At 71.5% G+C, this 23,278-nt stretch carries 20 protein-coding genes; 17 read left to right on the forward strand and 3 right to left on the reverse strand.

All coding sequences use genetic code 11. The features are described from left to right. Positions 1 to 62 precede the first annotated feature (62 nt). Positions 63 to 1,061: a pentapeptide repeat-containing protein gene (locus AB0D67_RS01890; protein ID WP_362928811.1), complete on the reverse strand. Its 999-nt coding sequence runs from the start codon at positions 1,059 to 1,061 to the stop codon at positions 63 to 65. Between the two features lie 474 nt (positions 1,062 to 1,535). On the opposite strand from AB0D67_RS01890, the gene AB0D67_RS01895 reads away from it, so the two are divergent. The 17 genes from AB0D67_RS01895 to AB0D67_RS01975 all read left to right on the forward strand — a co-directional run bounded on the left by AB0D67_RS01895 (position 1,536) and on the right by AB0D67_RS01975 (position 20,117). Continuing rightward, the gene (locus AB0D67_RS01895; protein WP_362928813.1) at positions 1,536 to 3,824 is read left to right on the forward strand and encodes a TIM-barrel domain-containing protein; all 2,289 of its coding nucleotides are present in this window, start codon (positions 1,536 to 1,538) and stop codon (positions 3,822 to 3,824) included. Between the two features lie 9 nt (positions 3,825 to 3,833). Further along, a complete protein-coding gene (locus AB0D67_RS01900) occupies positions 3,834 to 5,153 on the forward strand; it encodes an extracellular solute-binding protein (RefSeq protein WP_362928815.1) in 1,320 nt (439 codons plus the stop codon). Between the two features lie 70 nt (positions 5,154 to 5,223). Then, entirely contained in the window at positions 5,224 to 6,096 is an 873-nt protein-coding gene (locus AB0D67_RS01905; RefSeq protein ID WP_362928817.1) for a sugar ABC transporter permease, read from the forward strand. Continuing rightward, positions 6,093 to 6,908 carry a carbohydrate ABC transporter permease gene (locus AB0D67_RS01910; protein WP_362928819.1) on the forward strand — a complete coding sequence of 272 codons (816 nt, stop codon included), beginning with the start codon at positions 6,093 to 6,095 and terminating at the stop codon, positions 6,906 to 6,908. Before AB0D67_RS01905 ends, AB0D67_RS01910 begins: the two co-directional genes overlap by 4 nt. Before the next feature lie 222 nt (positions 6,909 to 7,130). Then, positions 7,131 to 8,144, forward strand: coding sequence for a LacI family DNA-binding transcriptional regulator (locus AB0D67_RS01915; RefSeq protein WP_362928821.1), 1,014 nt, complete (start codon positions 7,131 to 7,133; stop codon positions 8,142 to 8,144). After that, the gene (locus tag AB0D67_RS01920; RefSeq protein WP_362928823.1) at positions 8,141 to 9,073 is read left to right on the forward strand and encodes a sugar ABC transporter permease; all 933 of its coding nucleotides are present in this window, start codon (positions 8,141 to 8,143) and stop codon (positions 9,071 to 9,073) included. The genes AB0D67_RS01915 and AB0D67_RS01920 overlap by 4 nt, the downstream gene beginning before the upstream one ends. Before the next feature lies 1 nt (position 9,074). Continuing rightward, on the forward strand, positions 9,075 to 9,893 hold the full coding sequence (locus AB0D67_RS01925; protein ID WP_362928825.1) for a carbohydrate ABC transporter permease: 819 nt from the start codon (positions 9,075 to 9,077) through the stop codon (positions 9,891 to 9,893). An 84-nt stretch (positions 9,894 to 9,977) separates the two neighbouring features. Next, positions 9,978 to 11,282, forward strand: coding sequence for a sugar ABC transporter substrate-binding protein (locus tag AB0D67_RS01930; RefSeq protein ID WP_362928827.1), 1,305 nt, complete (start codon positions 9,978 to 9,980; stop codon positions 11,280 to 11,282). Continuing rightward, complete coding sequence (locus tag AB0D67_RS01935) at positions 11,279 to 12,241, forward strand: ADP-ribosylglycohydrolase family protein (protein ID WP_362928829.1); 963 nt, start codon at positions 11,279 to 11,281, stop codon at positions 12,239 to 12,241. Before AB0D67_RS01930 ends, AB0D67_RS01935 begins: the two co-directional genes overlap by 4 nt. A gap of 144 nt (positions 12,242 to 12,385) precedes the next feature. Next, positions 12,386 to 13,357 (forward strand): ADP-ribosylglycohydrolase family protein, encoded by a 972-nt coding sequence (locus AB0D67_RS01940; protein ID WP_362928831.1) that lies wholly within the window; start codon positions 12,386 to 12,388, stop codon positions 13,355 to 13,357. After that, positions 13,354 to 14,565, forward strand: coding sequence for an ADP-ribosylglycohydrolase family protein (locus tag AB0D67_RS01945; RefSeq protein WP_362928833.1), 1,212 nt, complete (start codon positions 13,354 to 13,356; stop codon positions 14,563 to 14,565). The genes AB0D67_RS01940 and AB0D67_RS01945 overlap by 4 nt, the downstream gene beginning before the upstream one ends. Next, positions 14,562 to 16,085 carry an ADP-ribosylglycohydrolase family protein gene (locus AB0D67_RS01950; RefSeq protein ID WP_362928835.1) on the forward strand — a complete coding sequence of 508 codons (1,524 nt, stop codon included), beginning with the start codon at positions 14,562 to 14,564 and terminating at the stop codon, positions 16,083 to 16,085. Before AB0D67_RS01945 ends, AB0D67_RS01950 begins: the two co-directional genes overlap by 4 nt. Then, on the forward strand, positions 16,082 to 17,254 hold the full coding sequence (locus tag AB0D67_RS01955) for a CoA transferase (protein WP_362928837.1): 1,173 nt from the start codon (positions 16,082 to 16,084) through the stop codon (positions 17,252 to 17,254). Before AB0D67_RS01950 ends, AB0D67_RS01955 begins: the two co-directional genes overlap by 4 nt. Then, positions 17,254 to 18,066 carry a CoA ester lyase gene (locus tag AB0D67_RS01960; RefSeq protein WP_362928839.1) on the forward strand — a complete coding sequence of 271 codons (813 nt, stop codon included), beginning with the start codon at positions 17,254 to 17,256 and terminating at the stop codon, positions 18,064 to 18,066. Before AB0D67_RS01955 ends, AB0D67_RS01960 begins: the two co-directional genes overlap by 1 nt. Positions 18,067 to 18,145: 79 nt before the next feature. Continuing rightward, a complete protein-coding gene (locus tag AB0D67_RS01965; RefSeq protein WP_362928841.1) occupies positions 18,146 to 19,012 on the forward strand; it encodes an aldo/keto reductase in 867 nt (288 codons plus the stop codon). Positions 19,013 to 19,259: 247 nt separating this feature from the next. Then, entirely contained in the window at positions 19,260 to 19,709 is a 450-nt protein-coding gene (locus tag AB0D67_RS01970) for an Hsp20/alpha crystallin family protein (RefSeq protein ID WP_362928843.1), read from the forward strand. A 90-nt stretch (positions 19,710 to 19,799) separates the two neighbouring features. Beyond that, positions 19,800 to 20,117, forward strand: a complete 318-nt coding sequence (locus tag AB0D67_RS01975; RefSeq protein WP_362928845.1) for a MerR family transcriptional regulator — start codon at positions 19,800 to 19,802, stop codon at positions 20,115 to 20,117. Between the two features lie 97 nt (positions 20,118 to 20,214). Here AB0D67_RS01975 and AB0D67_RS01980 read toward each other — a convergent pair whose 3' ends face one another. Next, positions 20,215 to 21,459: a HipA domain-containing protein gene (locus AB0D67_RS01980; protein WP_362928847.1), complete on the reverse strand. Its 1,245-nt coding sequence runs from the start codon at positions 21,457 to 21,459 to the stop codon at positions 20,215 to 20,217. Further along, a complete protein-coding gene (locus AB0D67_RS01985) occupies positions 21,446 to 23,179 on the reverse strand; it encodes a DUF262 domain-containing protein (RefSeq protein ID WP_362928849.1) in 1,734 nt (577 codons plus the stop codon). The genes AB0D67_RS01980 and AB0D67_RS01985 overlap by 14 nt, the downstream gene beginning before the upstream one ends. Positions 23,180 to 23,278: the final 99 nt, after the last annotated feature.

Here is a 23,278-nt window from a genome sequence, read left to right on the forward strand (position 1 = left end):
CCCGCCATCGGCCGCCCGAGACGGCGACATGCCCGCCGGCGGCGTCCCGGGCCTTTCGCCGCTCAGCCGTGCCGGCGGCGCCGCCACCGGGTCCGTACGGCCCAGCCCGCCAGCAGCAGGATCATGCCCGCCGTGCTGAAGGCCACCATGACGGGCCCGACGGCGGGCCGTTCCGGCAGGAGGTTCGTCTCCGGCGGCCCGATTCGGGGGTTGGACGCCGCGGACCGGGGCCGCCGGTTCCACGGGTCGCGCAGACCGGCCGGGAAGCCCCGGGCGCCCGCCAGGTCCACGCCGCGCGCCTGGTCGAAGGTGGTCCCCTCGACGACCGCCCCGGTGAAGTCGGCGCCATGCAGGTCGGCCTGGCCGAGGTCGGCGCCGGTGAGGTCGGTGCCGGTGAAGGTGGCGTCGCCCAGCCCCGCCTGGTTCAGGTCGGCGCCGCCGAGTCTGCCCCGGGTGAAGTCGGCCCCGACCGCCGCCACCTGCTCGGCGTTGCTCTCCTCCAGGTTGACGCCGACCAGTTTGGCGCCGGTGAGGTCGGCCTGTCCCAGGTCGGTGCGGGCCAGCTTGGCCCCGGTGAGGTCGGCGTGGGGGAACCTCGCCTGCACGGCCTCGGCGTCGGCGAGGTACGCGCCGCGCAGGTCGGCGTGGTCGGCGCGCACCTCGCCGAGCCGGGACTCGGTGAGGTCGGCGGCGCGCAGGTCGGCGTAGCGGAGCGAGGCCCCGGTGAGGTCGGCGCCGCGCAGGTCGGCCCCGCGCAGGACGGCCCCGGTCAGGTCCTCGTGGGCGAGCGTCACGCCGCTCAGCACGGCCCTGGTCAGGTCGGCGCAGCGCAGGCCGGCCGGGAGCGGGGCGCGGGTGAAGTCCCCGTCCCGCAGGTCGCGGCCCTCACCGGGCCGGCAGGGGCTGTCCCGGCCTCCGGGCGCGCCGGCCGCGGCGGCCTCCGGGATCGGGGCGCAGACCGGTGCCACCGCCGCGGCGACGAGGACGAGGGCCGCGACGGCGGCCGCCGGGGGCGCGCAGGCGACGCCGTCCGGGGCCGCGCGGTCCCGGACGGAGGACACCGGGGACGCACGGCCCCGGAGGGCGGCCGCCGGGGACGCGAGGGTGCCGGGGACGGGCGACGGAGGCGTGGGAGCCCGGAGGACGGGTGCCGGGGGCACGGGACGGCGACGGCGCACGGGAACCTCCTTCGGGGTCGTCCCGGCCGCGCGGCGGGCCGTGGCGCCCGCCCCGATGCCCGCTACCCCCGCCGTACCCTCCGTACGGCGTAGCCGCCGGGAGGCGGCCGCGGACCGTCCGGGACCTGCTGTTCATCGTCTCCGTGGTCGACCGCGAACACCCATTCGCCACGCCGTACCAGCTCAAGGGGGACGGCTCCGGCTCCAGCCGATGCCTCCGGGCCGGTCCACGTCATGTCCTCCGTTCCGGATGAGCGCCTGCTGCCTCCCGCCCCCGCCTCAAGGGTCGCCGTTGACGTTTGTTGGTCTGGACGCCAAACTAATTCGCGAACCGGAACGCCGAGCGCTGGAGCCCTAATGCCCTATCGCCCTCCTCTCATCGCGCATGAGTACTTCGTCGCCGACCCCCCGGAACTGCCGGTGCGCGTCCGGGGCGAGGCGGGCCCGGCGACGCTGACCGCCGCCGAGGCGGTGGCGTCCGACGACGCCTCGGTGACACTGAAGGCCGCGACCTCCACCGGCGAGACGCTGGTGGCCCAGGTCGGCGTGGCGGGCGAGGGGGTGATCCGGGTACGGCTCGGCCAGGACGCGGACGCGCGGACCCGGTCGGCCGCCGCGATCTCCATGGTCACCCCGGGCGGGTTCGCCGGGGCGAGGGTGGAGACCGGCGACGGGACGATCACCGTCGACGCCGGCCCGCTGCGCGCCGAGATCACCCTGTCGCCCTGGCACCTGAGGTTCACCGACGCCTCCGGCGCCACCCTGCTGGAGCAGGACCGCGGCCACACCGACATCAGCGGCCGGATGCGCACGCTGCCGTTCGGCCGCTCCAGCGCGGGCGGCGAGGTGGCCGCCTACCACGAGAGCTTCGCCGCCCCCGCCGACGAGGCGTTCGGCGGCTTCGGCGAGTCGTTCACCCCGCTGGACAAGCGCGGCCAGCGGCCGGTCATGTGGAACTTCGACGCCTTCGGCGCCGAGTCGCAGCGGGCCTACAAGAACATCCCGTTCTACCTGTCCAGCCGCGGCTACGGCGTGGCGGTGGACAGCGGCACGCCGGTGGAGTTCGACGTCTGCCAGTCCACGCACAGCTGCGTGCAGATCGTGGTGCCGGACGACCTCATCGACTACTACGTGATCGCCGGGCCCACCCCGCCGGAGGTGCTCGACCGGTTCGACCGGCTGACCTGCCGGCCGGCGCTGCCGCCCAAGTGGGCGTTCGGCACCTGGATCTCCTCGGGCTTCTTCGTCGACACCCAGGAGCGGGTGCTGAACCGGGCGCGGACGATCCGGGAGCGGGGCATCCCGTGCGACGTGCTGCACCTGGACACCTACTGGCAGACCGATGGGCACTGGTCGGACCTGCGGTGGGACGCGGAGAACTTCCCCGACCCCGATGCGATGCTCGCCGAGCTGGACCGGATGGGCTTCAAGGTCTGCCTGTGGATGAACCCGTACGTCTCCCACCTGAGCCCGGCGTTCCCAGAAGCCGCCCGTAACGGATATTTCCTGAAAAAGGCTGACGGCGAGGTCTACGTGGCCGACTGCTGGCACGGCTCCTACCCGCCCTGCGGCATCGTGGACTTCACCAACCCGGAGGCCGCCGAGTGGTTCCGGGGCCTGCTGCGGCCGCTACTGGAGCAGGGCGTGCAGGCGTTCAAGACCGACTTCGCCGAGGGCGTGCCGCACGACGCGGTCGCCTCCAACGGGATGACCGGCACCGACCTGCACAACGTCTACACGCTCCTGTTCAACGACCTCGTCTCCGAGGTGACCAGGGAGGTCGCCGGGCACGGCATGGTGTGGGCGCGCTCGTCCTTCCTCGGCGGCCAGCGGCACGCGGCGCAGTGGGGCGGCGACACCTACACGAGCTACCCGGCGATGGGCAGCACGCTGCGCGGCGGGCTGTCGCACGGCCTGTCCGGCATCCCGTTCTGGAGCCACGACGCGGGCGGCTTCACCGGCCGTCCCACCGACGACCTGTACGTCCGCTGGACCCAGTTCGGCGCGCTGTCGCCGCTGGTGCGCCTGCACGGCACCACCAGCCGGGAGCCGTGGGAGTTCCCCCGGGTCGAGGCGGAGGCCGTCGCGGCGCTGAGGCTGCGCTACCGGCTCATGCCGTACATCTACACCGCGGCGGTCGAGGCCGCGCGCACCGGGGCGCCGATGATGCGGGCCCTGTGCGTGGACCATCCCGGCGATCCGGTGGCCTGGCAGGCCGACCTGGAGTACCTCTTCGGCCGCGACCTGCTGGTGGCCCCGATGACCTCGCCGGACGGCGTGCGGAAGGTGTACCTGCCCGAGGGCGGCTGGGTGGACCACTGGACGGGCGAGGTGCTCACCGGCGGCCGGTACGTGACGGTCTCCACGCCGCTCGACCGGATCCCGCTGTTCGCCCGGCACGGCGCGCTCATCCCGGTCCTGGCGGACCCGGGGGAGGCCGTGGGCGACGGGCCGTTCGGGGAGATCACGCTGGTCGCCTACGGGGTGGGCGAGGGCCGCGCCGTCATCTCCGACGTCGACGGGGACACCGTGGCCACCGCCGTCCCCGAGGGGGACGGGCTGCGGGTGACCGTCTCGGGGGGCGCGCGCGTCACGGGCGTCGAGCTGGTGGGCGCCGACGTCCCGGTCGTCATCACCACCGTCTAGGAGGCAGTCATGCTCAAGCTGAGAAGGGTGAGGACGGCCGCGACCGCCGTGGCCGTCGCCGCCCTGCTGGCCGCCCTGGCGGCCTGCGGGAGCGGAGGGCCGGACACGGACGAGCCCGCCGCGGGCCCCCGGACCCTGAAGCTCTGGCACTACGAGAGCGCCGACGGCGCGATGGGCAAGGCGTGGGCCGAGGCCGTCAAGGAGTTCGAGGCCACCCACCCCGGGGTGAAGGTCGCGTTCGAGGAGAAGGCGTTCGAGCAGATCCGCCAGTCCGCGGGCATGATCCTCAACTCCGACCAGGCCCCGGACGTCATGGAGTACAACAAGGGCAACGCCACCGCCGGCCTGCTGTCCAAGCAGGGCCTGCTGACCGACCTGTCGGACGAGGCCGCCAAGCGGGGCTGGGACAAGCTGCTCAGCCCCTCCCTGCAGACCACCGCCAAGTACGACGACCGCGGCGTGATGGGCGGCGACCGGTGGTTCGGCGTCCCCGACTACGCCGAGTACGTGATGGTCTACTACAACAAGGACGCCTTCAAGAAAAAGGGCGTCAAGGTGCCGACGACGTTCGACGAGTTCACCGCGGCGATGGACGAGTTCGTCGAGGCCGGGACCACCCCCCTCGCCGTCGGCGGCGCCGAGTACCCGGCGCAGCAGATCCTCTACCAGCTCGCGCTGAGCAAGGCGCAGCGGCCGTGGGTGGACGCCTTCCAGCTATACAAGGGCAAGGTCGACTTCAGGGGACCGGAGCTGAAATACGCCGCCGAGACCTTCGCCGACTGGGTGAGGAAGGGCTACATCGGCAAGGACTCGGCCGGCGTCAAGGCCGAGGACATGGGACAGTCCTTCATCGCCGGCAAGTACCCGATGGTGGTGACCGGAAGCTGGTGGTTCGGCCGGTTCGCCACCGACATCAAGGACTTCGAGTGGGGCACGTTCCTCTGGCCCGGCAACACGATGCACGCCGGGTCCAGCGGCAACATCTGGGTCGTCCCCGCCAACGCCCGCAACAAGGACCTCGCCTACGACTTCATCGACATCACGATGAAGAAGGACGTGCAGAACCTGCTCGGGAACGCAGGCGGCATCCCGGTCGCGGCCGACCCCGCGGCGATCACCGACGCCCGCAGCAAGGAGCTGATCGAGAACTTCACGGAGCTTTCCGGCGCCGACGGGCTGGCCTTCTACCCCGACTGGCCGGCGCCGGGCTACTACGACGTGCTGGTCTCCGGCGTGCAGAACCTGATCAACGGCACGAAGAAGCCGGACCAGGTCCTGGACGAGCTCGCCGGGCCGTACCAGGAGAACCTCGCCGACCTCGGCGACTGACGTCATCCGCGCGGCCCGCCCCTTTCGGTGGGCCGCGCGAAGAGCACCACGAGACGAGACGAGGTCCCGCATGGACAGGCGTCGCGGGTACTGGGTGTTCCTGCTGCCCAGCGCCCTGCTGTTCACGGCCGTCATCGCGGTTCCGTTCCTGATGAACGTCGGGATCGGGTTCACCCGCTGGCAGGGGATCGGCGACCCACGCTGGATCGGCCTGGACAACTACGCCCGGCTGTTCGCCGACGAGCGGTTCTGGGCCTCCTTCCGGCACAACGTCGCGCTGATCGTCGCGATGGCGATCGTCCCGACCGCGATCGGGCTGGTCCTGGCGGCCGCGCTGTTCGACCACGTCGGCAGGAGGTTCGGCCCCCGTACGGCCGGCGCGCTGCGGGCGGCGTACTACCTGCCGCAGGTGCTGCCGGTCGCGGTCGCCGGGATCGTCTGGGGCTGGATCATGCACCCCCGGTACGGCGCGCTCAACGAGCTGCTCGGGCTGGTGGGCATGGAGCCGCGCAACTGGCTCGGCGACCCCGCCTGGGCGCTGCCGAGCGTGATGCTGATCATGGTGTGGTTCCAGATCGGCTACCCGGTGGTCGTCTTCATGGCCGGGCTCCAGCGGGTGGACCCCGCGCTGTACGAGGCGGCCGAGATGGACGGGGCCTCCTGGTGGCGGCGGTTCCGGCACGTCACGATCCCGCAGATCCGGCCGGAGATCTTCGTGGTGCTGCTGACCTGCACGATCGCCGCGCTCAAGGTCTTCGGGCCGATCTTCGTGCTGACCCGCGGCGGCCCCGGCGGCGCCACGCTCGTGCCGTCGTACTTCAGCTATCAGAATTTCTTCGAGAAGGCCAACGTCGGGTACGGCTCGGCGATCGCGACCGTGCTCACCCTCCTGATCATCATGGTCACGGCCTTCTTCCTGCGGATCCAGGACAGGGAATCATGATCCGGAAGTACGCGGTCCTGGCCGCGCTGGCCGTCCTCGCCGTCGTGATGCTGGTGCCGTTCGCCATCGTCGCGGCCAACGCGGTCAAGTCACCGGCCGAGTACTCCTCCGGGGGGCCGTTGAGCCTGCCGGGCGGGCTCCACCTGGACGGGATCGTCGCGTTCTGGAACCGGACGGATTTCGGCGGCAAGCTGTGGAACAGCCTGGTGATCAGCGGCTCGGTGGCCGTGCTGGCCGTCGTGCTGTCGGTGCTCAACGCCTACGCGCTCGGCGTCGGCCGGGTCCGCGGCCGCACGTGGATCATGGTGGCGTTCCTGGTGGCCAACACGCTGCCGCAGGAGGCGCTGGTCTACCCGCTGTACTACCTGGCCAAGCAGGCCGGCCTCTACGACACCCGGCTCGCCGTGATCATCATCTTCACGGTGATCCAGAGCGCCTTCGGCACCTACCTGCTCGCCTCGGTGCTCGGCCGGTTCCCCCGCGAGATCCTGGAGGCCGCCGCCCTCGACGGCGCCGGGAAGTGGCGGGCGCTGTGGCGGATCGTCGTCCCGGTCAGCAGGCCGACGCTCGCGGTGCTGCTGGTCTTCTTCTTCATCTGGACCTGGAACGAGTTCTTCCTGCCGCTGGTCTTCCTGGTCTCCAACGAGAACCAGACCGTGCCCGTGGCGCTGGGCGTGCTGCAGGGCGACAAGATGATGGACGCCACCATGTCGAGCGCCTCGGCGCTGCTGGGGATCCTCCCGGCGGTCGTCTTCTTCCTGATCTTCCAGCGGACCCTCACCCGCGGGGTGACGGTCGGCGCGATCAAGTAGCCCCGGCCCCCGGTCTCGGCCGGCCCGGCCCGGCCCCTGGCCCGGCCTCTCACCGGCCCCCGGCTCCCGGGCCACGGTTGACCGGTTCTTTGTCCGGTTTATCCGATTGTGACTTGACGCTGGTGGAAACATGGGCGTTACATGTCCTCCATCCGTAAACGTTTTCAGAGACATGACGCCGCCTACTGAAAACGTTTACCGTCTCCGGAGGCCGAGGTGGACATGAGCGAGGAACCGACGATCACGACGATCGCCCGACGGGCGGGCGTGTCGATCGCCTCGGTGTCACGTGTGCTCAACGGCCTCCCCACCAGGGCGGAGACCGAACGCCGCGTGATGAGCGTCGCGCGCGAACTCGGCTACGTGCCGAACTCGGCGGCGAGGTCGCTGAAGTCGCGGCGCAGCAACCAGATCGGCTTCGCCATGGCCGACATAGGGAACCCGGTCTACCTCGCGATGGTCCGGGAGATCCAGCCCCTGCTCAGGGCGGCCGGCTACCGGCTCGTCCTGCACTCCACCAACGCGGACGCGGCCGACGAGCTCGACGTGCTCCGCGGCCTCGGGGAGCGGTACATCGACGGGCTCATCATGATCCCGCTGAGGGTGACCGACGGGCACCTGGAGATGTTCGCCGCCGCCCGCGCGCCCATCGTCGTCATCGGCTCCGTGCCCGAGGGCACCCCGGTGGACAACGTGCGGGTCGACTCCAGGACCGGCGTGCGGCTCGCCGTCCGGCACCTCCACGACCTGGGCCGCCGCCGCATCGGCTTCGTGAACGGCCCGCCGGACACCGTCCCCGGCGCGGCCCGCTCCGCCGCCTACGCGGAGGCGCTGGAGACGCTCGGCCTGCCGTACGACCGGGACCTCGTCGAGGTGGGCGACTTCTACCGCGCCGAGGGCGCACAGGCCGCGGCCCGCCTGCTCGACCGCGTGCCGGACCTCGACGCGCTGCTGTGCGCCAACGACCTGATCGCCCTCGGGGCGCTCGACGTCCTGCGGCGCGCGGGGCGGAGGGTGCCCGAGGACGTCGCCGTGGCGGGCATGGACGACACCGACCTCGCCACGATCGCCTGGCCGCCGCTCACCAGCGTCTGGCTCGGCTCGGCCGAGCGCGGCCGGGCCGCCGCCGAACTCCTGCTCGACCGCCTGGAGAACGACGGCCGGCCGCCCCGCACGGTCACCGTCGAACCCCGCCTCGTGACCCGCGCCTCGACCCTGGGGGAGGAGTCTCCATGACCTTGACGGCCGAAAGGGAACGGGGGTCCGCGGCGGATCGCCGGGGCCGGCCCGAAAAGAGCCGGCAGGGGCGCGAGACGCTCCTGCTGATGCTGCCGGCGCTGATCCCGGTGCTGGTCTTCAGCGTCGGCCCGCTGCTCTACGGCATCTACCTCGCCTTCACCGACGCCAGGTCCGGGCGCAACTCCGTGACCTCGTTCGTGGGCCTGGCGAACTTCGGCGACCTCCTCACCGACGGGGACTTCTGGGCGTCGTTCCGCATCGGCCTGATCTGGGCGGTCTCGGTCACCGTGCTGCAGTTCGCCGCCGCGCTCGGGCTCGCGCTGCTGCTCAACGAGAACCTGCGGTTCCGGGGGTTCGCCCGGGTGCTCGCCATGGTGCCGTGGGCGATGCCGCCGGTCGTCATCGGGCTGATGTGGCGGCTCGTCTACCACCCCAACGCCGGCATCCTCAACAGCACGCTCCAGGGGGCGGGGCTGCTCGACCACAACGTCGACTGGCTCAACGACTTCTCCATCGCGCTCCCCGCGGTGATCGTCGTCGGGATCTGGACCGGCATGCCGCAGACGACCGTCGTGCTGCTCGCGGGGCTGCAGGGCGTGCCCAGGGAACTGCACGAGGCCGGTCACATGGACGGGGCCTCGACGTGGCGCCGCTTCTGGAACATCACGCTGCCGCAGCTCCGCCCGATCATCGTGACGATCACCTCACTCGACTTCGTCTGGAACATCAACCAGTTCGGCCTGGTCTACGTCCTCACCCAGGGCGGTCCGGGCGGGCAGACCCGGCTGCCGATGCTCTTCGCCTACGAGGAGGCCTTCCGCTACGGCTTCTTCGGCTACGCCGCCACCCTCGGAGTCGCGATCGTGATCGTCGTGCTGGCCGTACTGGGTCTCTACATCGGCCGTCAGATGCGGGAGGCGAGCTGACATGCGCAGGCCGCTGCAGTACCTCGCCCTCCTCGGGTACATCGTCTTCCTGGCCTTCCCGCTGCTCTGGCTGCTGTCCACGGCGCTCAAGACGTCGCAGGAGATGGCGGGCCTGACCCCGACGTGGATCCCGCGGCACCCGGTCCTCAGCAACTTCGCCGACGCGTTCACCGAGCAGGACATCGTCGGCAGCGCGCTGCGCAGCCTGGTGGTCGCGGTCACGAGCTCCGTGCTGACGGTCGTGCTCGCCCTGCCCGCGGCCTACTCCATGGCCCGCCACCGCTCGCTCGTCAACAGGGTCGCGATCGGATGGGTGCTGGTCAGCCAGGTCTTCCCGTTCATCCTGATCATCATTCCGCTGTTCATGGTGCTGCGGACCCTGGACCTGGTGAACACGCTGCCCGGCCTCACGGTCGTGCACGTCACCTTCACGCTGCCGTTCGCGCTGTGGATGCTCCAGGGATACGTGCGGTCCGTGCCGCGCGAGCTGGAGGAGGCGGCGGCGACCGACGGCGCGGGCCGGATCCGCACGCTGGTGCGGATCGTGGCGCCGCTCCTCGCACCCGGTGTGGTGGCCACGCTGCTGTTCTCCTTCATCTCCTCGTGGAACGAGTTCCTCTTCGCGCTGGTCGTCCTCAAGGACCCCGACGTGGCCACGTTGCCGCTGACCCTGGTGAAGTTCACCGGCGCCGAGGGGGTCGTGCGTCTCGGCCCGCTCGCCGCGGCGTCGCTGCTCGCCACGATCCCGAGCCTGGCGTTCTTCGCGATCATCCAGAGACGGCTCAGGTCCGGCCTGCTGGCCGGCGCCGTCAAGGGTTAGCCGATCTTCGAAAAAAGCCCCCGACCCCAGCGGGGCGAGCCGAGCCGGACCCGGCGGAGCCGTACCCCTCGATAGGAGAGTCCGTTGCGTACCAGAACCGCACTCGTGGCGGCCGCCGCCGCGCTCGCCGCCCTGACGGCCGGCTGCTCGTCGGGCGACGGCGGCGGCCAGAAGGCCGGCGACCCGGTGAGCCTGAAATTCCTGAGCCTGGCCTGGCAGAAGGAGTCCATCGCCGCCAACAAGGCGATCGTCGACGAGTGGAACAAGGCCAACCCCGGCATCCGGGTCGAGTACGTCCAGGGCAGCTGGGACAACGTCAACGACCAGCTCGTCACGTCGTTCGAGGCCGGCGACCCGCCGGACGTCATCCACGACGACTCGCCGGCGCTCGCCGGCTTCGCCTCCCGCGGCTACCTCCTGGACCTCGCGGGCAAGCTGCCCGCCGACCTGAAGAGCGACATCCCGCAGGCCGCCTGGGACACCGTCACCTTCGGCGACGGCAAGGGCGGCCAGGGCGTGTACGGCGTGCCGTTCCTCCAGGAGTCGCAGGTCATCATCGCCAACAAAAAGCTGCTCGACGCGGCCGGGGTGCGCATCCCGACCCCCGATGACCCGTGGACCTGGGACGAGTTCGCGAAGATCAGCAAGAAGCTCACCAAGGGCGACTCCTTCGGGGTGGCCTGGCCGCTGAAGTCACCGGTCAACAAGGTGCTCAACCTCGGGCTCAACTTCGGCGGCACCTTCTTCCAGACCGACGGCGCCAAGGCGACGGTCAAGGTGGGGCCCGAGGAGCGCGAGGTGCTGCGGCGCATCCACGACCAGCTCTACAAGGACAGGTCGGCCGACCCGTCCGCGCTCGGCATGGGCACCGCCGACCCGCTGCCGGGCTTCTACGCGGGCAAGTACGCCATGCTCCCGGCGGGCGTCTACCTGCGGCAGCAGGTCGCCGAGCAGGCCCCGTCCGGCTTCGAGTGGGTCACGATCCCGCCGCTGAAGGGCACCGGCTCCGACCAGGGGGCCACCTCGCAGACCCTGTCCGTCGCGGCCGACAGCAAGTATCCCGACCAGGCGGCGAAGTTCATTTCCTTCTTCCTCAACGGCGCCAACCAGGCCAGGCTGGCCAAGGGCGACTGGCTGCTCCCGACCAGCGCCAAGGCCGCGGCCGACCCGTCCATGACCACGAAGGAGAACGGCTGGGACGTGGCGACGGCCTCCGCCAAGAACCTCGTGGTCGCGCCCTACCTCAAGGTGAACGGGTTCGACGAGTGGAAGAGCAAGGTGGCCACCCCCACCCTGCAGCAGTACTTCGCCAACAAGATCACCCTCGATGAGGCGGCGAAGACGCTCGTCGACGAGGGCAACAAGGTGCTGGAGCGGTACAACAAGTGACGCCGACCCGCGCCCGGGGGTGCCTGCTCGGCCTCGCGGCCGGCGACGCCCTCGGGCGCCCCGCGGAGAACCTCGCCCCGGAGGAGATCGCCCGGAGGTGGGGCCGCCTCACCGAGATCGAGCCCGGCGGAGGCGGCACCGACGACACCGAGTACACCCTCTTCGCGGCCTCCCTGCTCTGCCGGTACGGCGCGGCGCTGACCTCGGCCGACGTGGCCAGGGAGTACCGCGAGCAGATCATCGCGGGCATCGAGGGACCGATGCGGGGCGCGGGCTTCTCCGAGCTCGGCGCCGTCCAGGCGCTCCGCCGGGGCCTCGACCCGCCGCTGTCCGGCCTGTGGCACCCGCACGGGTGGTCGGACGGGCTGGCCATGCGCGCCGCGCCGTACGGGATCTTCGCCGCCGGCCGGCCCGCGGAGGCGGCCCGGCTGGTGGCGGTGGACGGCGTGGTGAGCAACAGCGGCGAGGGCGTGTACGGAGGTCAGGCGGTCGCGGCGGCGGTGGCCGTCGCGATGACCGGCGCGGCCCCCGGCGAGGTCGTCGAGGCCGGGATCGCCGCCGTCCCCGAGGACTCCTGGACCTCCCGCAACCTGCGGGCCGCCGTCGAGGCCGTCGCCGCCGGGTCGGTGGAGCGGCTGTACGCGGCGGTGGTGGCGCGCCACTACCCGTGGACGGACCTCGCGCCGGAGGCGGTCGCCCTCGCCTTCGCCGGTTACCTCATGGGGGCCGGCGAGGTGGAGGAGTCCGTCGTCTCCGCCGCCAACCTCGGCAGGGACGCCGACACGACCGCGGCCATCGCGGGCGCCCTCGCGGGGGCGGGGCGCGGCGAGGCCGCGGTCCCGGAGCGCTGGGCCGCGGAGATCGGCCCGGCCACGGGGAGGTGCCTCCCGGTCGTCGCCGGGCGGCACGTGCTCGACGCGGCCACCGAGCTGGTGGCCGCGTCGGAGCGGGCGGCATGAGCGTGCCCGCGGGCCGGCGCCGCGAACGCGGGCCCGCGGGCACGCGTGAGGAGCCCGTGTCCGCGGGCCGGTACTCCGCGGGCCGGTGCGACGGGTGCGTGCTCACGGGCCGGTACGACGAGTAGAGGCGAGCAGAGGAGAGACATGTCATCGGGGGACAGGATCCGCGGCGCCTTCATCGGCCTCGCGATCGGCGACGCGGCCGGCTGGCCGTCGGCGCGGCACCGCTCCACCCTGCTGGCGCCCTGGAGCAGGCGCCTGGAGCGGGAGCTGGACGCCTTCGCCGAGGAGCACCGGATCACCACGCTGCCCGTGCCGTTCACGCTGAACCAGCCGGTCGAGCCGCTGGCGATCGGGCCGTCCGACGACGCCGAGTGGCTGGCCTGGACCGCGCTGACGATCCACGACGACCGGGCGGAGGCGTTCGGCAGGCTCGCGGAACGCTCCGACCTGCGGGTACGGATCTCGGTGCGCTCGGCGCTCGACAACCTGGCGGCGGGCAAGCGGCCGCCCGCCAGCGGGCACGACAACCCGCACTTCTTCGACGACGCGGCGGCGATCCGGGCCGTCGCCTTCGGGGCGGCCGGCATCGACCCGCGGGCCGACGCCTCGGTCACCAACGCCGGGGACGGCGTCCACGCCGCCGCGGCGATGGCGGCGGCGGTCGCGGAGCTCGTCGCGGGCGGGCCGATGCCCTCCGCCGTGGAGGCGGCCCTGGCCGAGCTGCCCGAGGACACCGCGATCGGTCACATGACCAGGACGGCGCTCGCGGCGGCCCGTGAGGCGGGGGACCCCTTCGCGGCGGTCCCGGCGCTCGACGCGGCCCTGCTGGACCACGTCTACAGCTACGGCGTCGCGGCCGCCCAGACGGTCGCCGCAGCCCTGGCGCTCGCCGAGGTGTCCGGGGGCGCGCTGGGCGCGGCCGTGTCCGCCGCCGCGTGCCTGCCGTCGCTCGCCGACTCCGCCCCGGCGCTGACCGGGGCGCTGACCGGGGCGCACACCGGCCACCGGGCCCTCCCGGAGGGTTGGTGCGCCACGGCGCGCACGCTGGCCGGCTGCGGCATCCCCGACCTGGCCGGAACGGATCTCATCGACATCGCTGGAGGACTGGCATGACGCCGCAGGACCTGCTGACCGACAAGGCCGTCGGATGCGTGACGGGTGCCGCGGTCGGCGACGCGATCGGCGGCGCGACCGAGGGCTGGACGCCCGAGCAGATACGACGCCGCTACGGCGGCCACGTGACGGGCATCGTCCCGCCGTACTTCGAGGACTGGCGCAACGCCCGGCCCATCGCGCCGTACCACAAGGGCGACGGCCACGTCACCGACGACACCCTCATGACGCACGCCCTGATCCGCGTCTACGAGAAGGCGGCCGGTCACCTCGACGCGTACGCGGCGGCCGAGCACCTGGTGCCCGAGATGATGGGCGAGAAGCGGTGGATCCCCGAGCTGGAGGCCGAGGCGCTACCCCTGCAGCGGGTCTTCCTCGCCGAGAAGTGGCTGGTCCTGCGTCTGCACTACGGCCACGTGGATCCCCGTGAAGCCGGCGTCGGCAACATCGTCAACTGCGGCGCCGCGATGTACATGGCGCCCGTCGGCGTCGTCAACGCGGCCGACCCGGACGGGGCGTACGCCGAGGCGATCGACCTGGCCGGCGCCCACCAGTCCAGCTACGGCCGGGAGGCCGCCGGGGTGCTGGCCGCCGCCGTCGCCGAGGCCATGCGCCCGGGAGCGACCCCCGACTCGGTGGTCGCCACCTGCCTGCGGCTCGCCAAAGACGGCACGCGGGCCGCCATCGAGGCCGTCTGCGACCGGGCCCGCGGCCTCGGCCACTGGGACGGCTCCTTCGGCGCGCTGCGCGAGGCCGTCGCCCCCTACGACACCGTCGCCGACACCTACCGCGACCAGGGGCTCGGCGCCCGCCGCCCGAGCCGCCTGCACAGCATCGAGGAGCTCCCGCTGGCGCTCGCCTTCCTGCTCATCGCGAAGGGCGACTACCGCGAGACCGTGCTCGGCGGGGTGAACTACGGCCGCGACGCCGACTCGATCGCCAGCATGGGCGGCGCGATCGCCGGGGCGCTCGGCGGAGCCGGCGCGGTGCCGCCGGAGTGGCTCGGCCCGGTGTCGGAGGCCAGCAGGATCGACCTGGTGGCTCCCGGCGTGGCCATCGCCGGGGTGGCCCGGCGGGTCCACGCGGCCGACCTCGCCGCGCGGCGGGCCCACGAGGCCGCCTTCGCCGCCCTGACCGGGGACGCCCCGGCCGGGGACGCGGCGGGAGGGAACGCCCCGGCCGGGGACGCGGCGGGAGGGACGGCATGACCGGCCGCCCGGTCGACCGGCGGACCGACCGGCCGGCCGACCGACTGATCCGGCTCACCTGGGTGCAGCCGGAGGATCTGGTCGGCCACGAGCTGCGCCAGGCGGCCGAGGACGGCCGCGGCCCGGAGGCCGCCGCGATCGCCGCCCGCTGGCGCGCCGCCGGGGGGCACGACGCGCCGCCCAGGGCGGGCGCCTCCCCGCGGCCGGCCGACCCGGCGCTGCGCGACCTGGCCGGTGAGCTGCTCGACGAGCTGGCGGCGATCCCGTCCCCGCTCCCCGAACCCTCCGGACTCTCCGAGATCACCCTGAGCGCCCCCGGGGGCTTCCCCCGCGAGGCCGCCGACCCCGCCCGGCTTCCCGACCGGCTGCTCGGCGCCTGGCTGGGACGCGCCGCCGGATGCGTGCTCGGCAAGCCGGTGGAGAAGATCCCCCGCGAGGGCATCAGGGAGATCGCCGAAGCCACCGGCAACTGGCCGATCCGCGGCTGGTTCACCGCGGCCGGACTGCCGGACGAGGTCGCGGCCCGCTGGCCGTGGAACAGGCGCAGCGCCGTCAACTCGCTCGCCGAGAACATCGACGGCGTGCCCGAGGACGACGACCTGAACTTCCCGCTCCTCGGGCTCTCCCTGCTGGAACGCTTCGGCCGCGACTTCACCACCGCCGACGTGGCCGCGATGTGGCTGGACGAGCTGCCCGCGGGCCGGGTCTTCACCGCCGAGCGGGCGGCGTACCGCAACCTGCTCGACGGGATCGAGCCGCCCCGCACCGCGACGCACCGCAACCCGTTCCGGGAGTGGATCGGCGCCCTGATCAGGGCGGACGTCTACGGCTGGGCCAACCCGGGGGACCCAGCGGCCGCCGCCGCGCTCGCCTGGCGGGACGCCCGCCTCAGCCACACCGGCAACGGCGTCTACGGTGCGATGATGGTCGCCGCCATGTGCGCCCGTTCCCTCGTGGCCTCCTCGGTCGAGGACGTGGTCGCCGCCGGGCTCTCCGTCGTGCCGGCCGGGTCGCGGCTGGCCGGGGCCGTACGGGACGCCGTCGCGGACGCCTCGTCGGAGCCGGAGTTCGAGCGGGTCGTCGACCGGCTGTACGAACGCCACGGCGACCTGCACTGGGTCCACACGGTCAACAACGCGGCGCTGATCGCGGCGGCGCTCGTCCACGGGCGCGGTGACTTCACGGCGTCGATCGCGGGGGCCGTCGCCGGCGGCTGGGACACCGACTCGGCCGGCGCGACGGTCGGCTCGATCATGGGCGGGCTGCTCGGCGCCTCCGGCGTCCCCGAACAGTGGAAACCGGGGAACCGGCTGGCCAGCAGCCTGCGGGGCTTCGACGGCATCGGCTTCGACCGGCTCGCCCGCCGCACCCTGGCCGTCGCGCGGGACGTCCTCGCCGACGGGCCGGCCGTGGATCCGGAGGGCGTCTTCGCCGGCGGGCCGGCCGTGAATTCGGAGGGCGTCCTCACCGGCGGGCCGGCCGTGGATCCGGAGGAACCGAACCTGGAGGAACGACGGTGAAGGCTCTGGAAGGGGTCCGCGTCCTCGACCTCGCGACGCTGTTCGCGGGGCCGATGGCGGCCATGATGCTCGGCGACTTCGGCGCCGAGGTCGTCAAGGTGGAGCATCCGGTCAGACCGGACTCCTCGCGGGGGCACGGGCCCGGCGGCCTGTGGTGGAAGATGCTGGGCCGCAACAAGCGGACGATCACCCTCGACCTGTCGCGATCCGAGGGTCAGGACCTGCTCCTCACCCTGGCGCGCGACGCCGATGTGATCATCGAGAACTTCCGCCCGGGGACGCTGGAGCGGTGGAACCTCTCCTACGACCGGCTCCGCGAGGCCAACCCCCGCCTGGTGCTCGCCCGCGTCACCGGGTTCGGCCAGTTCGGCCCGTACGCGAGACGGCCCGGCTTCGGCACGCTGGCCGAGGCGATGAGCGGGTTCGCCGCGATGACCGGCGAGCCGGACGGGCCGCCGACGCTGCCGCCGTTCGGCCTGGCCGACGGCATCTGCGCGCTCGCGACCGCCTACGCCGTGATGACGGCGCTGCACGCGCGCGAGGCCACCGGGTCCGGGCAGGTCGTCGACATGTCGATCATCGAGCCGATCCTGACCGTGCTGGGGGCGCAGCCGACGATCTACGACCGGCTCGGGATCGTGCCGCCCCGCACCGGCAACCGGTCGGTCAACAACGCGCCGCGCAACACCTACCGGTGCGCGGACGGCTCCTGGGTCGCGGTGTCCACCTCGGCGCAGAACATCGCCGAGCGCGTCATGCGCCTCGTCGGCCGGCCGGAGTGCATCGCCGAGCCGTGGTTCGCCACCGGGGCGGGGCGCGCCGAGCACGCCGCCGAACTGGACGGGGCCGTCGCCGCGTGGGTCGGCGCGCGCACCCGCGACGAGGTGCTCGCCGCCTTCGAGGAGGCGCAGGCCGCGGTGGCGCCCGTCTACGACGTGCGCGACGTGCTGGCCGACCCGCAGCTCGCCGCCCTGGACGCCGTCACCACCGTGGAGGACCCCGAGCTGGGGCCGCTGCGGATGCAGAACGTCATGTTCCGGCTGTCGGGAACCCCCGGCGAGATCCGCTGGACCGGCCGCGCCCACGGCGAGGACACGGCCGAGGTCCTGGCGGAGGCGGGGCTCACGCCCGCCGAGATCGAGGCGCTGCGCGACAGGGGGGTGGTGTGATGCTGACCTGGCTGTACGCGCCCGCCGACCGGCCGGACCTGGTGGCCAAGGCGCTCGCCGGCCCGGCCGACGTGGTGATCGTCGACCTGGAGGACGCCGTCGCCCCCGGCGGCAAGGACCTGGCCAGGGCCGAGGTCGTGGCGCTGCTCGCCGTACCCCGGCCGCGCGTGCAGGTCCGGATCAACGACACCCGCACCGCCTGGGGCCAGGCGGACCTGCGCGCCGTCGGCGCCCTGGCCGCGGGTACGGCCGGCATCCGCGTGCCCAAGACCGAGTCGGCCGGTCAGCTGCGCGACGTCGCCGCCGCCGCGCCGGGCGCCGCGCTGCACCCGCTCATCGAGTCGGCTCTCGGCCTCGAACGGGCCCACGAGATCGCCTCGGCCGATCCGGCGGTGGCGAGCATCGGCCTGGGGGAGGCCGACCTGCGGGCCGACCTGGGCGTCAGCGACGAGGCGGGGCTGGCATGGGCGCGGTCGCGGCTCGTGGTGGCGGCCCGCGCCGCCGGGCTGCCCGCGCCGGCCCAGTCGGTCTACACCGACTTCCGGGATCTCGAAGGTCTGGCCGAGTCGTGCCGCGCCGGCCGGGCCATGGGCTTCCGCGGGCGGGCCGCCATCCATCCGGCCCAGCTCGCGGTCATCCGCGACGCCTACCGGCCCGGCGAGGAGGAGGTCGCGGCGGCCCGCGAGATCGTGGCGGCGGCCGGGGCCGGCGCGGTGGCCCTCCCCGGCGGGCGCTTCGTCGACGAGGCCGTCGTCCGCCAGGCCAGGCGGGTCCTCGATGACCACCTCACCCAGGGTGAAAAGCGGATTTAGCGGGTAACGGCCCCAGATAACCCCTTGAGGGGTTAATCAGGTGAAATCTGCACATTCCGCTCCCTGGAGGAGACAGCGTATGACCACCACGACCCGTCCCGCAGACGCCTCCGGCCGGTTCGCCATCGGCGGCGACCTCACCGTCAACCGCCTCGGCTACGGCGCCATGCAGCTCACCGGCAAGGGGATCTGGGGCGATCCGCGCGACCCGGAGGAGGCCGTACGGGTGCTCCGCCGCGCGGTCGAGCTGGGCGTGAACTTCATCGACACCGCCGACTCCTACGGACCGTTCGTGTCCGAGCTGCTCATCAGGAAGGCCCTGCACCCCTACCCGGACGACCTGGTCATCGCCACCAAGGCCGGCCTGACCCGCTCCGGCCCCGACGACTGGCGCCCGGTGGGCCGCCCCGAGTACCTGCGCCAGCAGGTCGAGCTGAGCCTGCGCCACCTCGGCGTCGAGCGGATCGACCTGCTCCAGCTGCACCGCATCGACCCCAAGGTGCCCCTGGCCGAGCAGGTCGGGGAGCTCGCCGCGCTCCAGCGGGAGGGCAAGATCCGCCACATCGGACTCAGCGAGGTCGGCGTCGAGGATCTGGAGCGGGCCGGGGAGACGGCGACGATCGTCTCGGTGCAGAACCTCTACAACCTCGCCCACCGCGACGCCGAGCCGGTCCTGGAGCACTGCGAGGCGAACGGCCTGGCCTTCATCCCGTGGTTCCCGCTCGCGACCGGCGAGCTGGCCAGGGAGGGCGGCCCGCTGGACGCCGCGGCCAGGCGGCACGGCGCCACCCCGTCGCAGCTCGCGCTGGCCTGGCTGCTGCGGCGCTCCCCGGTGATGCTGCCCATTCCCGGCACCTCCTCGGTGGCGCACCTGGAGGACAACGTCGCCGCGGCGACCCTGGAGCTGACCGACGAGGAGTTCGCGGCGCTGACGGACGCGGTCTGAGCCGCGCCGTCTGAACCGTACGGTCCGAACCGCACGGTCCGACGCGCCGGGCCTGCCGGGGCCGCGGTCCCGGCAGGCCCGGCGGGTCCGGTCCCCGGCCGGGATCTGCGGGTCGGGTGTGAAGAATCCTGCAAATCAGGTCATGGCTAGCTTGCATTCACCACTGCACGTAACTTATAAATTGACTTAGAGGTTTTCGGAACGGCAGGCGTGAGGAACCTGCCCGGTTCAACGGAGGTGGTTACCGATGCTGCTGACGTCGATCGACCCGTTCGTGCAGGAGTTCGACCGTCAGTTCGACCGGCTCGCGCGGCAGACCCTCGGATGGGGCCAGAACGACTCGCGCGGGGCCATGCCGCTGGACGGCGTCCGCCGCAAGGATGACGTCCTCCTCAAGTTCGACCTCCCCGGCGCCGACCCCGACTCTGTCGAGGTCACCGTCGACCGGGGCGTCCTGACGGTGAGCGCCCGGCGCGAGGAGGAGTACGCCGAGGACGACCGCCTCTTCGTGCGCGAGCGTCCGATGGGGACCTTCACCCGCCGCGTCTACCTCTCCGAGCACCTCGACAGCGAGAAGATCGACGCCGCGTACTCCAACGGTGTCCTGGTCGTGCGCATCCCGGTGCTGGAGCGGGCGAGGCCCCGCAAGGTCGAGATCCACAAGGCCGCGCCGGAGCAGAAGTCGATCAAGGCCTGAGATCCGGCCTGATCGTCGGGTCTCCTCGGGGCGGGCGCCGGTCCTGGCGCCCGCCCCGCGGTCGTCCCGAACCCCCGGAAAGGAGCGACGATGGTCAGGCTGCCCTTCGACGATGAGAACGCGCCGCTGTACTCGGTCGGCCAGGTCGCCGACATGCTCCAGGTCGAGCGGGCGTTCCTGCGCCGCCTCGACGAGCACGACGTGGTCCGGCCCGCCCGTTCCGGTGGCGGGCAGCGCCGCTACACCCGCGGTGAGATCGGCGAGCTCCAGGACGTCATCAAGCTGGTCGGCGAGGGCATGACCCTCGCCGCCGTCCGCCGCATCTTCGAGCTGCAGCACGAGGTCAGGCGGCTCCGGGAGGAGCTCGACAGGGAGCGTGCCGCCCGCGGGGAGCCCGCGGGGCCCTGAACCGCGGCGCGGGCTGTCCGGGCCCCGTTCGCCGGGGAGCCCCTGCACCTGACAGACCTGGCCCCAAGTTCGTGGAGGTATGGAAAGGCTTTCCCGCTCAGCCGCTCCCAGGGCGGGAAAGCAGAGTACGGCTGCGCCGTTCAATGCTGGCCGCCACGGACTCCCGCACTTCCGGTGCCGTGGAGAGCAGGTCGGCGCAGGCAGGCCATGCTGAGCGCACACGGCCGACCAGGTCCGTGACGATGTCACCCAACCCGGCGCCGGCTGCATGGAGGCGTCGTTCCAAACGCTCGAAGGTGCGGATGGTAACGGCGTCGAAACGCCGGGAACCCGCGAACTTCATACCGAGTGTCTCGCCTTTTCCCATGTAGGCCCGTGTACAGACGAGGTCATAGGCGGGGGAGAGCGCCGGGGTCCTGGGATCCCGATAGATGAGCGACCAGTTTTTCAGATGGGCATCCCCATTGGAGATCAACACTGTGAAGGCCAGCCGCCGGGTGAACTCCTGCAACGCAGCGACGTCATGGCGGCGATGGACCAATGCGGCCACGGTTTCGTAGTTGCCGAGATACTTCTCATTCGGGTACACGCCGCGCACCTGTGCGAGGTCCTCGATGTGGACAGGTCTTCGGCTGGCATCCCGATCGAAGCGACGTACGGCATAGGCCCAGTCCTCTGTGCCTGGCCAGACCCCTGACGGCAGGGTGTCGAGCTCGTCACGGTGGTACAGGCGTATCTCGGGCACATCGATGCCGACCGCAGCGGCCAGAGACATCATCGCATGTTCGTTACGGGGAACGTCCGCGTAGATCCGGTCAGGAAGTTTGACGATCCAGTCGCCACCCTGGCCGGAGGCAGGGAGGGTGAGACGGTCGTTGTCAGCGAGCATGGAGAACTTCAGCGCCACGCCGGCCAGAGAGAACCGGATCTCGGGCTGAGAGCCGTCCTGAGCAGAAGGATTCCTGCTCTCGCCGCCGTCCCAGGTGTCGTCAAGGACGTGATCCTCTCCATCGCAGGGCACCACTCGAACCGCTCCCGGCAGATCATGACCGACCTGGGCGAGCAGTTCCATTTCCCGATCAGCGGAGACGTTCCTGTCATTGGCGATCCAGTCACGTAGTACGCCTTCGGGAAGGAGATTGGAGAACCACGGTGGAAGGCGAAGTGCTGCTGCGTGTCTGCCTGTCAGATCCTGCTCGAAAAAGAGTCCGAGAATCGCTCGATCGGGGTCACGGAGATAACTCTCCAGGAACGCGAAACGGGTGTGGTCACCTCGCTGGTACAGCGTTCCCACGCGGTCGTCCCCCAGTATGACCGCATAGCGCAACTCAGTGGGCGGCATCGGATTCCTCATCGGGCAGGGCAGGCTCCTCGCCGGGCAGATCTTCGATCGTCAGTTCATCAAGCGGTGGAGTGTCCTCGAACCTCCACTCGCACACGCGTTGCAGAAATTCCGCCAGGTTTGAGATCAGCTTCTCCTGACGGGCCTTGAGGAAGGGTACGGACTGGCCGTCTCGTAGTAGGGCGGCCATCGCCGGGGTGATCAGATGGGAATCGAGGACCTTCAGCCATTCCTTTTCGTCCATGGTGAGCGGCGGGTTCACAATGGCGGCACCGATGTCCTTGCCAGCCTCCTGCTCCATCGCGGGCAACAGAACACGATTAGCAGCCCAGAGGCGATACTTCTCGTCCATCTGGCGGGTGGGGACCAGGTAGCGCACGGCGTCGGCGGCGGTGGGACGGCCGGTCAGGCATTCTGCCAGCTCGATCTGTTCGCTGGGTTTCCCCGTGCTGGGGTCGCGTGGCTCCAAGGACCACCAGGAGCACAAAGTGATCTTTGCGGCTGCTTCGTTGGTCCTGAATCTCCGGAGTTCGGGCAGTTGCGGCTCAGGACGGTTCAGGGCTCCGAGGAGGTTCTGTACTGATCCTGTGAGGTCGTTCGGCTGAACCTTCGCGCAGAGCGCGCGGCTCGCCCCCGTGGAACTCCCTTTGAAAATCTCCGGGCCGAACAGAGCCGCCCGCCAGTACCAACGACGAAGTAGCTTGCGGTTGACGGGATCAGGATCGGGGAAGTGCGCGAAGACCCGGGTGAGAACGATCAGGAGGTAACGGTACGCCAGCAGGCTGAAATGGGGAACTCCGGCGTCCTTCTGCAGGAAGCCGACTGCCCTTCCCAGGGCTTCTTCTCCTGCCTGGAAGGCGGTATCACGATCTTCGCCTGGGAATTCGATGACCTCTCTGCGGTTCTCGTCATCGAACTCCGTCCGGATCTCTCGCTCGGGATTGGGGCCTCGTCTGGCGAGGATCGCACGCAGTACCGTGTCGCTGTCGATCCGACCGAAGCCGAACCGTTCATCCACGTGAGCGGCGATCACATCGATGGTAAGAGTCCTGTCCTGCTCCGACTCATCGCCGGCGAAGAGCGCGGAGAATATCTCAGCTTTGCTCAGGCGCTTCCCGTAGTTGTTCATCCGGTCGAAGATGTCCTGAAGAACTTCAGCGTTCTCCTGCTCCACCTGGTAGGCGGGCATGGGATATTGCCGCAGGACCGTGGTCAGGTTGAACGCCTTGTCCTGAAGCTCGGCGGAGATCTCCGGATAGACGGTGAACCACCGCAGGACCCGGCGCAGATCGAACAGAATGGGTAGCGGGATGACGTATGGATCTTCAACGGATGGCCGGGGAACGAACTTCTCGGTGCGCAAGTCGTAAGCGAGTGCGAACCGTGTCTCCCGGGCGCCTTCCTCGTGTAGAGCGTTGGCCAGGCTGGTGATGCGCTGTTGGCCGTCCACCACCCACAGTGACTGGTCCATGCGGGGGGCATCGATACTCAAGGTGCCGAGGGTGAGCGTCTGCTCCGCGGCGGGCCGTACCCACAACAGAAGGCTGCCTACGGGGTAACCCTTGACGATGCTGTCGAAGAGCCGGATGACGTCTTCGCGGCCCCAGCGAAAGTCGCGCTGGAAATGAGGCACCCTGATCTGTCCGCGCCAGGCCATGCCCACCAGTTTCTCGACGTCGTAGGTCGTGGCGCTGGGGCGCGTTTCCAGCCCGGTGCTCATCGCGGCTCCTGCCATGGAAGTTCCGTGTCCACAGGGGTGGTCGGATTCAGCTCGATCCCCATTGAACAAGCATGTCAGGCCGTGAGCCGAGGTTCAGAC

This window comes from Streptosporangium sp. NPDC048047, assembly GCF_040653115.1.
Taxonomy (GTDB): Bacteria; Actinomycetota; Actinomycetes; order Streptosporangiales; family Streptosporangiaceae; genus Streptosporangium.

Coding starts and splice junctions, on each gene's coding strand:
- AB0D67_RS01895 (WP_362928813.1), top strand. CDS start 1,536: ATGCCCTATCGCCCTCCTCTCATCGCGCATGAGTACTTCGTCGCCGAC.
- AB0D67_RS01900 (WP_362928815.1), top strand. CDS start 3,834: ATGCTCAAGCTGAGAAGGGTGAGGACGGCCGCGACCGCCGTGGCCGTC.
- AB0D67_RS01905 (WP_362928817.1), top strand. CDS start 5,224: ATGGACAGGCGTCGCGGGTACTGGGTGTTCCTGCTGCCCAGCGCCCTG.
- AB0D67_RS01910 (WP_362928819.1), top strand. CDS start 6,093: ATGATCCGGAAGTACGCGGTCCTGGCCGCGCTGGCCGTCCTCGCCGTC.
- AB0D67_RS01915 (WP_362928821.1), top strand. CDS start 7,131: ATGAGCGAGGAACCGACGATCACGACGATCGCCCGACGGGCGGGCGTG.
- AB0D67_RS01920 (WP_362928823.1), top strand. CDS start 8,141: ATGACCTTGACGGCCGAAAGGGAACGGGGGTCCGCGGCGGATCGCCGG.
- AB0D67_RS01925 (WP_362928825.1), top strand. CDS start 9,075: ATGCGCAGGCCGCTGCAGTACCTCGCCCTCCTCGGGTACATCGTCTTC.
- AB0D67_RS01940 (WP_362928831.1), top strand. CDS start 12,386: ATGTCATCGGGGGACAGGATCCGCGGCGCCTTCATCGGCCTCGCGATC.
- AB0D67_RS01945 (WP_362928833.1), top strand. CDS start 13,354: ATGACGCCGCAGGACCTGCTGACCGACAAGGCCGTCGGATGCGTGACG.
- AB0D67_RS01950 (WP_362928835.1), top strand. CDS start 14,562: ATGACCGGCCGCCCGGTCGACCGGCGGACCGACCGGCCGGCCGACCGA.
- AB0D67_RS01960 (WP_362928839.1), top strand. CDS start 17,254: ATGCTGACCTGGCTGTACGCGCCCGCCGACCGGCCGGACCTGGTGGCC.
- AB0D67_RS01965 (WP_362928841.1), top strand. CDS start 18,146: ATGACCACCACGACCCGTCCCGCAGACGCCTCCGGCCGGTTCGCCATC.
- AB0D67_RS01970 (WP_362928843.1), top strand. CDS start 19,260: ATGCTGCTGACGTCGATCGACCCGTTCGTGCAGGAGTTCGACCGTCAG.
- AB0D67_RS01975 (WP_362928845.1), top strand. CDS start 19,800: ATGGTCAGGCTGCCCTTCGACGATGAGAACGCGCCGCTGTACTCGGTC.
- AB0D67_RS01980 (WP_362928847.1), bottom strand. CDS start 21,459: ATGCCGCCCACTGAGTTGCGCTATGCGGTCATACTGGGGGACGACCGC.
- AB0D67_RS01985 (WP_362928849.1), bottom strand. CDS start 23,179: ATGAGCACCGGGCTGGAAACGCGCCCCAGCGCCACGACCTACGACGTC.